9 protein-coding genes are annotated in these 12,452 nt (G+C 62.4%); 2 read left to right on the top strand and 7 right to left on the bottom strand.

Going from position 1 to position 12,452, the window contains the following annotated elements:
• The 4 genes from VJ464_26325 to VJ464_26310 form a co-directional block, all read right to left on the bottom strand.
• Window positions 1–1,058, bottom strand: a 1,058-nt coding sequence (locus VJ464_26325; GenBank protein ID HKQ08666.1) for a prepilin-type N-terminal cleavage/methylation domain-containing protein, incomplete at its 3' end; no start/stop codon positions are given.
• 11 nt (window positions 1,059–1,069) lie between these two features.
• Complete coding sequence (locus tag VJ464_26320; protein HKQ08665.1) at window positions 1,070–1,711, bottom strand: hypothetical protein; 642 nt, start codon at window positions 1,709–1,711, stop codon at window positions 1,070–1,072.
• A 55-nt stretch (window positions 1,712–1,766) separates the two neighbouring features.
• On the bottom strand, window positions 1,767–2,279 hold the full coding sequence (locus tag VJ464_26315; protein ID HKQ08664.1) for a GspH/FimT family pseudopilin: 513 nt from the start codon (window positions 2,277–2,279) through the stop codon (window positions 1,767–1,769).
• A 289-nt stretch (window positions 2,280–2,568) separates the two neighbouring features.
• Window positions 2,569–3,585 (bottom strand): hypothetical protein, encoded by a 1,017-nt coding sequence (locus VJ464_26310; protein ID HKQ08663.1) that lies wholly within the window; start codon window positions 3,583–3,585, stop codon window positions 2,569–2,571.
• Between the two features lie 364 nt (window positions 3,586–3,949).
• On the opposite strand from VJ464_26310, the gene VJ464_26305 reads away from it, so the two are divergent.
• A complete protein-coding gene (locus VJ464_26305) occupies window positions 3,950–5,476 on the top strand; it encodes a R3H domain-containing nucleic acid-binding protein (GenBank protein ID HKQ08662.1) in 1,527 nt (508 codons plus the stop codon).
• Here VJ464_26305 and VJ464_26300 read toward each other — a convergent pair.
• The 3 genes from VJ464_26300 to VJ464_26290 form a co-directional block, all read right to left on the bottom strand.
• Window positions 5,464–6,690, bottom strand: a complete 1,227-nt coding sequence (locus VJ464_26300) for a glycosyltransferase family 87 protein (protein ID HKQ08661.1) — start codon at window positions 6,688–6,690, stop codon at window positions 5,464–5,466. The genes VJ464_26305 and VJ464_26300 overlap by 13 nt on opposite strands.
• Window positions 6,687–7,517 carry a photosynthetic reaction center cytochrome c subunit family protein gene (locus VJ464_26295; protein ID HKQ08660.1) on the bottom strand — a complete coding sequence of 277 codons (831 nt, stop codon included), beginning with the start codon at window positions 7,515–7,517 and terminating at the stop codon, window positions 6,687–6,689. Before VJ464_26295 ends, VJ464_26300 begins: the two co-directional genes overlap by 4 nt.
• Window positions 7,518–7,668: 151 nt before the next feature.
• Complete coding sequence (locus tag VJ464_26290) at window positions 7,669–8,550, bottom strand: hypothetical protein (GenBank protein HKQ08659.1); 882 nt, start codon at window positions 8,548–8,550, stop codon at window positions 7,669–7,671.
• A 323-nt stretch (window positions 8,551–8,873) separates the two neighbouring features.
• Here VJ464_26290 and VJ464_26285 point away from each other — a divergent pair, with 323 nt between their 5' ends.
• Window positions 8,874–12,446 (top strand): S8 family serine peptidase, encoded by a 3,573-nt coding sequence (locus tag VJ464_26285; GenBank protein ID HKQ08658.1) that lies wholly within the window; start codon window positions 8,874–8,876, stop codon window positions 12,444–12,446.
• Window positions 12,447–12,452: the final 6 nt, after the last annotated feature.

The raw sequence follows: 12,452 nt of genomic DNA, 5'->3' as shown, positions 1-12,452 counted from the left end.
GGCCCGCCACCGACGCCGGGCCCACCGCCCGGCGAAGACGGATTGCTGCCGCCCGCGGCCGAGCCGAAGTCGCCGCCCGGCGTCAACCGCGGGCGGACGACGCTCGCGAGCGTCACCAGGCGTTCGGCTTTCTCATCGTTCTTGATCTCTGTGCGCGCCGTCATCGTCACCTCGATGGCCTGCGTCTTGAACTCGCGCGAGATGCTCTGCTGCTTAACCCAGGTGCCCTCGGTTTCGCCGTCGCGGACTTCGAGGTAGCGCAACTGGAAGGCGACGACGTTGCGGGCGATGGTGATCGGCTTGCTGCCACTGACCGACAGCGTAAAGAGCGGATGCTCTTTGTTCGCCCGATCAACGAAGTAGCGCTTGGTGGTTACGGGCCGCAGCGTGAAGCCGCCGTTTTCGTAGACGGAGCCGAACGGCACTTCAGGCGTCACCCCCGGATGATCGACGGTGTCGAAACTGAGGCCGAGATAGCCGCCCTGCGTCACCTGCGCGGCGCGCGCTTTGATGAAATCGAATTGCAGCGAGCCGTCGGGCCTTGTGGCGGTAATCACAAATTCTTCGTTCGGCGCGATGGCGCTGGCGATGTCGGCGACTTTGAGGCGCGTCGAGCCGCCCGGCAACAACTCAACGTAACGATCACCGACCGAAAATGGGCTTGCCCAGCCGGCAACCAGCGGCAGCGTGCCTGTGGGAATCCTCGATTGCGTATCGGCGGTGATGATCGTTACCTCGTCGGTCTTGCCGTCTAGGCCATCTTTGGAATAGATGGTGCGGAAGCGCTGGCCGAGTCCCAGGCCGTTCTCTTTCGACTGCTGAATGTCGCGCGTCAGAAAGTCCATCATCAGGCGGGCGTTCTGATCCATTTCGGAAACGCCCTGCTCGGCGCGAAAGATCGTCTGGCTCTTGCTCAGCAGTAGCGCCACCGCGCCGCCGATGATCAAGAAGACAGTCATCGCCACCATCAGCTCGACGAGCGAAAAGCCGCTCGCCGATTGCGGATTGCGGATTGCGGATTGCGGATTGCGCAATTCGTTTGTGTCGTTTGCCTTCATCGCGACTCTCCTCATTGGTGCGTCATCACCGTGTACAGATCGACCAGTTCGGGTGTCTTGCCGACCGGCGCGTTCTCGCTCTTGACGCGCACGGCGATGGTCAGCCGGCGGTCGGCGGGATTCTCTTCGCCGCTCGACATGATCGCCCAGCGGCGCGTGTAGGTGACGCGCTCGGCAGGGAAGGGATTGCTGCTCGTGATCGTGCCGTCGGGCCGGCGCGTTTCCGCCGTGCCGTCGGCGCGGACCACCGTGACCGTGCCTTCAGGCTCGACGTCGTCGCGGCCCGCGAGAATGATCTTGTCGTAGTAGGCGATGCCGCCGCTCGTGATGTCTTGATCGAGCGCGCCGACGGCGTAGGTGTCATCGGCGCCGTGGCTGTTGGGATTGTTCCGCATCTTTGACGGATCAACCAGCCGCTCGAACGACGCCGCGCCGAGCTGTTCAAGCTTGTCCTGCGCGAAGGTCGTCGCCGTCGTCATGTTGCGCGAGCTGGCGTTGGTTTTCATCGCCATCGTGAACATGCCGGCCATGCTGATGAGGCCGACGACGGTGACGAAGATGGCGATGGTCGCTTCGATCAGCGTGAAGCCGCTTTCGGCCTCTCCGGCCCGCGGCGCGGCGCTGTGTGTCTGCTGGGCAATCGTTTGATTCATATCGTCTCCCACAAGGCTTTGATCGTCAGGCGGTCAAAGCGCGGCGGCGGGCCGCTCAGGTCTTCTTGTCTTTCTGCGGATCGGCGAGCGTCACCTGGCCGGTCGGCGAGATGACGACATTCTGGTAATAACCGTCGGCGCTGTTGACGCGGATGGTCAGGTCTTCGTTCGGCAAAGGCGTGACGATGCCGCGCCCGTCAAAGGCGACCTGTCTGGGCGCTTGCTCGTCAATCGTGATGCCGTTAGGCAATTCGATGGCCGTCAGCACCTGAGCTTCGGCGCCGGCCATCTGACCGTATTGCTCGACGCGCAGGCGATGGGCTTCCGAGATCGTGACCGCGGCGCGGGCGTTGTTTGAAGTCGCCAGGTAGCGGGCTCGCTGCAAGGCGGTGGCGACGTTTCGCGAGCCGACGCCCAGCCGGTAGAGCCGCATCCATGAGAGCGCTTGCGGCACGATGAAGGCGGCGGCAATGCCGATCACCATCAAGATGACCGCCACTTCAATGATCGAAAAACCGCGCTGGCGGCGGCCGGGTTTAGCTGGCAGGGTTGGCTTGAGTCGCAACATAACGTAACAAATTATGGCAACCGCCGACTTACACTTCGCGTTACTCGGTGTCGGCGCGCAGCAGGTTCAAATCTCGCCAGCGGGAGCTATCAGGGTGCAAAACCGTGTTTTAACCGTGGGGGCGCTCAAGCCATCTGAGTAGGAGCGTGACTTGAAGAGGCAACTGCTATTCCGTTGAGCGCAAGCGTTGAAGCGCCGGCGGTCCATGATGCCGTCGGCGCTTCAGGGTAGGTAAGAAGGCGTGTGAGAGAGGACAGGGGGGTTCGACTGATTGGCGGCGCGGCGGCCCTCAATGGCTGCCGGCAGGTGCCGGGCCGCTCGACAGTGCCGGAACAGCGAAGAGGGCATAGCGGGCCGAGTCGCCATCCTCGATCAGCAGCAAGTACGGATGGCTGTCAATCATGACCCGGCACACGGCTTCCGGTTTGCGTAAATGAATGAGCGCCGCCTGCGGGACTTCGACCTGTGCGGGTGGTCTCTTCTCGTCCCAGAACCACAACGACCAGGCGTCGCGTAGCTCGTAGTTCGGGTCGGGTGACAGACTGGCCAGAATCCAGCAGCCCTTCGACTGGTCGTCGTAATACATGCCGCGAATGCCCCGCCCGTCCAGGCTCACCGTTTCCTGACTCAACTCCGGAAGGTCGGCCGACCCGAAGAGCTTCTGGGGATTCTTCAGGCGCAAGATGATCGCGTTTTCATAGAGTTTATCGGTGCGTTCCGGGGTTGCGACGACCCTGGTGGGGGAACGCAGCCCGAGCAGCAAATGCCCCTCCGCGTTCCAGGCCGCGCCCTCGATGTTAAAGCCGGCTTGAGCCGGCGTGCGCGCTTCCGCGCTTTGCAACTCCTTAGGCAAAAGCTGGGAAATCATCCCGGAGGCTTTTTCGACCTCCCCTTGCGGCTTGCCATCCTTCAATTGCAAGAGAGCGATCCGGTGGCGCTTGTCCTTATTTTCTCCCTGGCGGTTAAGGCTGTGCGAAGTGACAAGGTAAACGCTCGAGTCGCGATCCCAGGCCACATCCTCCAGGTCGTCCAGCTTGACGTTGCAGGCCAGGGGTTGGAATTCCTCAGCCTTCACTTGCCGAGAGAGCAGGCGTTTGCTGGCTCCTTCCAGCAAGTACACAGCCGTCTTGTCGTCGCCCACCAGCAGCAGACGGTCGCCCGGCAGCATCGCCGCGCCTGAAATCTCCGGGAGTAGAATCTCGCCGGTGATGACCTTGCAATCATCGGCGGCGGCGGCGGACAACTGCCACACCGCGACGACGAACAGCGTCACGCTGAACAAACAGAGTGCGAACGGTCGCTTCATACTCCCCCTCCTTTTACAGACAAAGATGCCCCGCCCGGTGTGAAACCGGAGGTCGCCCGACTAAGCCTGATGCGGTTGGGCCGGCGCTGAGTGGCCACTGCGAAAGTGCGCTTCCATCAGCTAATGAAGCGCCGCCGCAAAACGTTTCATGGTGAGGTGAGCTACAAAATCATGGGACTCATCAACGGGCCGTGTGACAACTCCTGTGCGCCGACTGACAGGCGGCGGGCTGTTGTTGTACACTCAAGGCAGGGCGCAGCCGCGAGCAGTCCGGCTCTTCCAATCTTCCTCAGTGGAGCAGACAGTGGCGACGATCACCAATCCTCAGGAGCGCGTCTCGACAGACAACCTCGACTTTCTGCTGATGGTTTTGCCGCCGCACATCCGCGAGGCGCTCCACCGGCAGGGCGAGATCGAATCGCTCATCGAAGTCGTTCTCGATCTCGGACGCCAGCCCGAAGCGCGCTATCCCGGCGAAGCCCGCTACCTCAACGACGGCGTCGTGACGCCCGAAGACCTGAAATATGTCGAGAGCCGCGTCGGGCGCTTTACGCGTGACAACCGCGCCGGCATCGAGCGCACCTTGCATCGCATCTCGGCCATCCGCAACCGCATCGGCGAGATCGTCGGGCTCACCTGCCGCGTCGGCCGCGCCATCTTCGGCACCGTCGACATCATTCGCGACATGGTCGAATCGGGCAAAAGCATTCTGCTGATGGGCAAGCCCGGCGTCGGCAAGACCACCTTGCTGCGCGAAGCGGCGCGCGTGCTGGCAGACGACCTGGCCAAGCGCGTCATTGTCGTTGACACCTCCAACGAGATCGCCGGCGACGGTGACGTGCCGCACCCCGGCATCGGTCGCGCCCGCCGCATGCAGGTTCCCGACCCTGAGCATCAACACCAGATCATGATCGAAGCGGTCGAGAATCACATGCCCGAAGTCATCGTCATTGACGAGATCGGCACGGCGCAGGAAGCGCTCGCGGCGCGCACCATCGCCGAGCGCGGCGTGCAATTGATCGCTACGGTTCATGGCAATACGCTCGAAAACCTGATGATCAACCCGACGCTCAGTGATCTGGTCGGCGGCATTCAGCCGGTGACGCTATCGGACGAAGAGGCGCGGCGGCGCGGCACTCAGAAGACGGTGCTGGAGCGCAAAGCGCCGCCGACCTTCGACATTCTTATCGAGATTCAGCACAAAGACCTGCTGGTGATTCACCGCGATGTCTCTGACGCGGTTGACACGATGCTGCGCGGCTACCTGCCGCGCACCGAATTACGCGAGCGCCAGGACGGCGGCGCCTTCACGATCACCGAGCCGGAGCAAGGTCAGGCGCGCTCGGACGGCGCGGCCCGCAACGGCGGCCCGCACCGCGAGCGCCAGCCGGCACCACCACGACGCGACGGCGAACCGCCGGGCGAGAGAAAACAGAAGCGGCTGCGCATCTATCCTTACGCCATCAGCCGCGAGCGCCTGGAGCGCGCCATTGGCGAGCTTGGCGTTCCGGCCATCGTCACCAACGACATCGCCGAAGCCGATATCGTCCTGACTTTGAAGTCGCACGCCAAGCGACAGTCGCAGAAGCTGAGGGAAGCGCGCGGGCGCAACGTCGAAGTTCACATCCTGCGCAACAACACGCTGCCGCAGATGGAGAATTTCTTGAGCGAGGTCTATGGCGCGGCCCGCCCCAGCGCCGACGAAGACGCGGCTATGCAGGAGGTCGAAGACGCCGTGCTCGAAGTCGTCGAGCAGCGGCGGCCCATCGAGCTAGCGCCGCAGCCCAAGCATCTCCGCCGCCTGCAACACCTCTACATCGAGCGCAGCGGCCTGCAATCGGAAAGCAAAGGCAGCGAGCCTATGCGACGGATCGTCATCTATCCGCGTTGATTGGCCAGTGCGACGAAAGGCCCGCTTGCCGCGTCGGTCTGTGGCGACGGGTCCGACCTCCACAGCAGCAAGAGCAGCGACACGAAGAGGCCGACGACCAGCAGTCTTTCAATGTGCAGTCCGAGCCGCCCCGCGAGGTTGTTCGCCAAGCGGTCTTCACTCAGCCCCAGTCTTTCAGTCAAGAGCCCTGGGAGGCTGATGATCAACAGTCCCAATCCGACCAGCCAGAAACGGCTGAAGCGGATAAAGCTTCCCCGCAACAGCCAATCGATCAGCAGCGCGGCGGGCAGGATGCACAGCACTGAATCGTAAGTCCGGTGGTAAGCCATCCACAGCGCATATAGCGCCAGGATGGCGAAGTGTACATTGACCGCTTGCGGTCGGCGTGCGAAGACCAGCGTCATCGCGGCAAGTCCCATTACCGCGACCACGATGGTCAGCGTTGAAGTCAGCGCGATGTTTTCACCGGTCAGGCTGTAGATGAGCGGCTTGATCTCAGTCGCGCCGGTGAAGGCCGTCTGCCCGGCAGTCTGAACCTCGGCGGTGGTGCGCAGCCAACTGGTGATGGCTGCCGTGAACGTCATGCCCAGATGCCATGCGAAAATCTCCGTCAGCACGACCATAACAATCAGCGCAGTGCCTGCGACCTTCCACTCGCGCTTCCAAAAGAAGTAGAGCAGGAAAGGCAGGGTCAACGAGTACTTGCACAGCGACAATCCCAAGCATGCGCCGGATAGCACGCGCTGCTTTCGTTGCCATGCCAGCAGCGCGGCGAGCAGCAGAGCGGTGATCAGCAGGCTGTTCTGGCCCATCCGCAGCGTGACACGATAAGGGGCCGATGCCAACAGGCAGGCGGCGAGGTACAGCCAGACGCGCGCGGGCCAGTGCTCGCCGTAGAGCTTGACGGTTAGCAAGACGACAGCAACTGTGGCTGCGAGGTTGATCAGCAGCCCTGCGATTACCAGGGCGTCAGAGGGGAATAAAGTGAGCAGCGCCATGAATGGCACGGCGAACGGCGGATAAAGCGGCACGAGCGCCGTTCCGAATTGGAAGGCGCCCGTGAGCCACTCTCTGCCGGTGGCTGCAAAAGCGACCAGGTCGCTGCCACGCCCCGGCGCGGTGATGACTGCGTAGCCCAGCGAAACGAGCGCGAAGGCACAGCTGATGACCTCCGCAATGGCCCGCCTGGCTCGCAGGCTTGAAAGCGCGATCATTGATTCGGCTTCTTCTCCTCAGACTTCTTCTCTTCCGGTTTGGCCGTGTCTTGCGGCGGGAAGGAGACCGGCTGCGGCTGACCTTTGTGGCAGGTGTAGCAGCCGATCATCACCTCGCCGTGAGTGAACTCCTTGGCGATGCCGTACATCATGCCGACCATCTGGCGCGCGGTGGTCTTCTGCGGCTTGTCGTCCTTGTCGAACTGGCCGACGATGTGGCAGAAGTCACATTTGACGCCGAGTTCTTTGGCGATCAACCGCATGGCGGGCATGACGATGCCGGCGGGCTGGCCTTTGAGGACCTGAATGTTCTTATAGACGGTTTCAGCCGGCTTGCTGTTTTCGGCGGCGGCCTTCTTGAACATCTCATCGATGGTCGCGTGGCTGAACTCGGCAGGCACTTCCGGCTCCTTGTGACCGGCATGGCAGGTGTAGCACGAGACGCGCGGCTTGCCGATGGACTTGTTGGCGTACTGGACGATCTGATACATCGTGCGCGCGAACTTCTTCTCTTCCTTGTCATCCTTGTCCATCTGGTGCGGGACATGGCAGAACGAGCATTCGACGCCGAGCGAGCGGGTGAAGAATCCCATCGCCCGCATGACGTTCCCAGCCGGCTGGCCTTTGAAGATTTGAATGTTCTTGAAGCGCTCTTCGGCGAGCTGTTGCGGCTGCGCGCCACCGGCGCTTGGCTGCTGTGGCTGCTGTAACTCGCCGCCATCCGCAAGGGTCGCCGCGCCCGTCGTCTGCGAATGCGACGCCACCAGCAGAATCCCTGCGACAATGAACAGAGCCACGATACTGCGTTTCACTAAAGCTGCAATCATTACCTACCTCCTGTTTTTCAAGTAAAAAGTAAAAAGTAAAAAGGTAAAAGTCAGGCAGGGGAGTGAAAGAGATAGCCAATCCTAATTATTTAATCCGGCTCTACACTTTTGCCTTTTTACTTTTGCCTTTTGCCTTTAGCCGGCGAGCCCGCTATTTGATCGGCTCGAACGCCTGCCAGTCATAGGTGACGCCGATTACCAGGCCGGTCTTCGGGGCGCGGTCTGACAGGCCGAAGACCCCCGCGGCGTTAAAGCGCAGGCCGAGGGCGCGAATCTGCGCGCCGACCCGCGCGGCGCTGTAATCTTCGGTGCCGAGCGGCGCATGCTTGCGCGTCGAATGTTGGCCGTTGACTTCGCCGACCAGGTTGACGCGGTCGCTCAGCCGGTAGATGCTCGCCAGGCCATAGAGCAGCACGTCGTTCTGCGTGAAGTTCGACAGCGGCGCTTCGAGTATCCCCACCCCCAGGTTGCCGAAGACGTTCAAGCGCCCGCCCGCGAGTTTCTTGCCGGCATTGATCGTCGCGTAAAAGTTCGTTGTGTTGCTGCCAATGCCGCGCGCTTGATTCGAGTTCGGCAACTGCACGCCGAAGCGGAAGCCGAGCGACGGCGTGATGCGCGTCTCGTTGCGCAGCTTCATCTTCATCCACACAGTGACATCGCCCGCGTCGTTGGTGTCGCGGGGATTGGCGCCGAGCTTCAGGTCGAGCGGCGTCGGGCCGTGGCCTCTAATCGATAAGAGATTCTGCGGCGTCCACTCGATCTGAAATTCGACCATTGGCGAGAGGCCGACGCTCACGCGCGTGTCCAGCACTTTCGTCATGTCGCCGCGCAGGCCGGAGAGCGGGAACTTGATGTCCTGCAAAAACTCGAAGCCGGTCTCGACGCGGATGATGCCGGGTTTGACGACATCAACGTCTTCGGTGATCAAGGGTCGCTGCTGCGCGCCGGCGAAAGTTGCCGCGGCGAAGATGACCGGCAGCGCGGCAAATAGCTTGCCGGCGGCGCGACGGAGGATGTGCGGGTGGCGCGGCATACGTGTTGACTCGTCGGCGATTGTATGGCGCGCGGCGCGCGTTTGTCAAACAAAGACAAGGTTTGTAATTTTTTGATTGCGGTTCGAGCGACGCGCAATAAACCATGATGCAAATCCTTGACAGCGCGCCGAGATACGATAAAGTTATTGTTGCTCTTCATTGTAATGGCTGATCAACGTGACGCGCTCGATGGCAGGCCGGATCGAGCCTCTTCCTCGTCCTAATCAGCTTGTTGTTGATAATCCGTGCGCCCTTCGGTTCGCCTCGCTCCGTGCGAGCAAGGCGTGGATGGAAACACCCACTCATTTTCAGGAGTCGTTTGATGAAAGCATTCTGGTTGAAATCATCGCTGGTTACTGTCCTATTGCTGCTGGTCGCCGTGGTCGGCGCGCTGCCGACGCGCTCTGACAGCGGGCAGCAGAAGCCCAAGTTAGTCGTCGAGCAGCCGTCACAGAAGCGCGGCGCGGCGACGGCGACGCCGCTCGCTTACCGCAGCCCTGGCGCACGCCATAAGCTCGTCATCCCGAACGCCGACCGCGAGCTTCAGCAAGCCTTGCAAGACGCCCACGTCATCGCCAAAGCGCGCCGCTTTAACGCTTATTCGGTGGTCGAAGTCAGCAGCGAGACGCTCGACCGGCTTGCCCCGCAGGCGCTTGAGCGGGCGCAGCTGCGCGACGATTTGAACCTCGTGATGCTCAAGCGCGGGCAGATTGACACCACAGGCCAGGAGCCCGTGGTCGCCGACGATTTGCGACAGACCGCGGGGGCGGCGCACGCCCTGCGCCTGGTGCAGTTGTTCGGGCCGCCGACGCCCGAAGCGCTGGCCGCCGTCCGCTCGACCGGCGTGCGCGTCGTCGGTTACGTCCCGAACAATGCTTACCTTGTCTGGGGCTCGACGGCGCAGATCAACCGCCTCGGCGCGTTGCGTCAGCGCGGTGATGTCGTGCAATGGGATGGGCCTTATCACCCGGCCTACAAGATCGATCCGCACATCAAGCTCGACTCCATCGCGCAGACCGGCATGACCGTCACCGTGCTCGACACGCCCGAAGCCGAAGCGACCGTGGCGCGGATCAAGTCGGCGTCGCGCGCCGTGCTGATGCCCGAGTACCGAACCGAAGGCAAGCTGCACGTCAAGGTGCTGACCGAAGCGCTCAACGTCAAAGCCTGGGCGCAACTGCCGGACGTCCTCGGCATCGAGCCGTGGTCCGAGCCGCACCCGATGGACGAGCGCGCCAACCAGATTGCCGCCGGCCAGTTGACCAACGAGACGGTCAATAATGTCTTCTTCAGCCGCCCGAGCGCGCCCGGCTATCTGGCCTTCTTGAACTCGCTCGGCTTCACCAGTGATTTCAACTTTGCCATTGACATCTCCGACACAGGCTTCGACATCGGCTCGGACGACCCGGCCAAGATGCACGCCGATTTTACCGACGCGGCGGGCCTGTCGCGCATCGCTTACCTCGCGGATTTCAGCGGCGACGCGCACACCGCGACGACCCACGACCCGGAAGGCCACGGCACGATCAACGCTTCAATCGCCGCCGGCTTCAACAACAAGGCGGGCACCGCTTATAACGATGCCAGCGGTTATTCCTACGGCCTCGGCGCGGCGCCGTTCGCGCGCCTCGGCATCTCGAAAGTCTTCAAGGACAATGGCAGCTTCGGGCAGTTCTCTTACGGCGACCTGCTGGCGAACGCCTATCGCAGCGGCGCGCGCATCTCCAGCAATAGCTGGGGCGCTTGTAATCTGGATAACGGTTTCTGCAACCTCTACAGCGACGACTGCGCGACCTATGATTATCTGGTGCGCGATACCGACCCGTTGCAAGACGGCAACCAGGGCATGGTGATCCTGTTTGCGGCGGGCAACGACGGCGACAACGGCGATAAGGCAGCGTCGGTCGCCATCCCTGGCAGCGCCAAGAATACCATCGCCGTCGGCCTGAGCGAGAACGTGCGCGGCTCGGCGAGCGAGCGCGACGGCTGCGGCCTCAGCCAGGTCAGCGCCGACAACGCGCAGGACGTGGTCTTCTTCTCGGGCTTCGGGCCGATTCAAGATGGCCGCGCCAAGCCCGATCTGGTCGCCCCCGGCTCGCACATTACCGGCGCGGCTTCGCAAGACCCGATCTACGACGCCGCCAATCCCAACAACCTCGGCGTCTGTGATAAATACTACCCGACAGGGCAGAAGCTCTACACCTGGTCGTCGGGCACCAGTCACTCGACGCCGCTGGTGGCGGGCGCGGCGGCGCTGGCGTTCCAGTGGCTGCGCGGCCAGCTCAGCCACGATCCTAGCCCGGCCATGGTCAAGGCCCTGCTGCTCAACTCGACCAGCTACCTCGGCGGCAATTTCGGCAACGACAGCCTGCCGGGGCCGCACCAGGGCTGGGGCCTGCTCAACATCGGGCGCATGTTTGAAGCCACAGACCGCGTTCTCTATGACCAATCGCCCGACCGCACCTTCACGCAATCGGGCGGCGCGCCGTTCGAGATCACCGGCGTCATCAGCGACCCGACGAAAGAGTTTCGCGTTATGCTGGCCTACACAGACGCGCCGGGCGCTGAGTTCAGCAACGCGCCGTTCGTCAATCAGCTTAACCTCGAAGTCGTCATCGGCGGCGTCGTCTATCAGGCGAACAATTTCAATGGCCAGTATTCGCAGGCCGGCGGCACGGTAGACTTTCTCAACAACACGCAGGGCGTGCGTCTGCCCGCGGGCACGACCGGGCCGTTCGTGATTCGTGTCAAGCCGACGCTGATCGCCGGCGACGGTGTGCCGAATTCCGGCGGGGCGCTCGACCAGGACTTTGCGCTGGTCGTCAGCAACGGGCACGAGGCCGGCGTGCCCGTGCTCGCCATTGACAACACTGGCGACGTGTCGGCGGGCGTCAGCGTCAAGCACAGCAACAACGCGACCGATGCCGCGCTGATCCCCGGCGAACAGGCGCAGATCACCGTAACCATTGCCAACCAGTCGGCGACTACTGCCGCCGATGTCACCGGGGCCAGCTTGTCGCTGACGGTCGGCAACCAGACTGTCAACGCCGCGCTGGCGGGCGATGCGATTGGCATGATTGCGCCGGGCGCGTCAAAGAGTTCGAGCGCGCCGTTCGCGTTGCAGATTCCTTCGGCGTTGCGTTGTAGCTCCGTCGCCCAATTGCAACTGGAAGTGAATACCGGCGCCGGCAAGTACAAGCTGCCGGTGCGCATTCGCGCGGGCCGAGCGAGCGGCACGGCGACGACGATCCTTGACGACGATGTTGACGGCGGCAACGTCAAGTGGAAGATGAAGAAGGGCTTTGAAACGACGACCCGCTTTGCGCATAGCGGCACCATGTCTTATCACGTGGTTGACCCTGGCAAATCGGAGAACGACGCGCTGAATGCGCTGCTCTTCACCAAGAAGTCGTTTAATATCCCCAGCAATCTCGGCAGCGTGCGCTTGTCGTTTTATCACATCTTCAACTTCGAGCCGGGCTTTGACGGCGGCATACTGGAGCTGTCGAGCGACAATGGCGAAACCTGGATAGACCTCGGCTCGCGCATGCTGGTCGGCGGTTATGACGGCAAAGTGACCTCGGCGTCGAGCAATCCGCTCGGCAGCCGTTTCGCGTGGACGGCGCGCGGCAAAGCAGGCGTCTTCAGTCAGGTGATCGTCAACCTCGACGACTTCGTCGGCCAGCGCATCAAGCTGCGGTTCCAGGCGGGCTTTGACGAAGCGACCGGCGTGCTTGATGGCTATCAGGGCTGGTTCATCGATGACATTCGCATCACCGCGACGCCGTTTGCCTGCGGCGCGGCTGCCGATGTCGTGCAACCGGCAGATGAGAATGTCCGACAGTTCTGGCTGCGCGACCCAAGTGGCCGGCCAAACCGCGCACGCATCGAATAGGCGGCG

The organism is Blastocatellia bacterium, assembly GCA_035275065.1.
In the GTDB taxonomy this organism is placed as follows: domain Bacteria; phylum Acidobacteriota; class Blastocatellia; order UBA7656; family UBA7656; genus DATENM01.
The sequence above is the reverse complement of the archived record's forward strand: the minus strand, read 5'-3'. Positions and strand labels throughout refer to the sequence as shown.

Coding starts and splice junctions, on each gene's coding strand:
- VJ464_26320 (HKQ08665.1), bottom strand. CDS start 1,711: ATGAATCAAACGATTGCCCAGCAGACACACAGCGCCGCGCCGCGGGCC.
- VJ464_26315 (HKQ08664.1), bottom strand. CDS start 2,279: ATGTTGCGACTCAAGCCAACCCTGCCAGCTAAACCCGGCCGCCGCCAG.
- VJ464_26310 (HKQ08663.1), bottom strand. CDS start 3,585: ATGAAGCGACCGTTCGCACTCTGTTTGTTCAGCGTGACGCTGTTCGTC.
- VJ464_26305 (HKQ08662.1), top strand. CDS start 3,950: ATGGTTTTGCCGCCGCACATCCGCGAGGCGCTCCACCGGCAGGGCGAG.
- VJ464_26300 (HKQ08661.1), bottom strand. CDS start 6,690: ATGATCGCGCTTTCAAGCCTGCGAGCCAGGCGGGCCATTGCGGAGGTC.
- VJ464_26295 (HKQ08660.1), bottom strand. CDS start 7,517: ATGATTGCAGCTTTAGTGAAACGCAGTATCGTGGCTCTGTTCATTGTC.
- VJ464_26290 (HKQ08659.1), bottom strand. CDS start 8,550: ATGCCGCGCCACCCGCACATCCTCCGTCGCGCCGCCGGCAAGCTATTT.
- VJ464_26285 (HKQ08658.1), top strand. CDS start 8,874: ATGAAAGCATTCTGGTTGAAATCATCGCTGGTTACTGTCCTATTGCTG.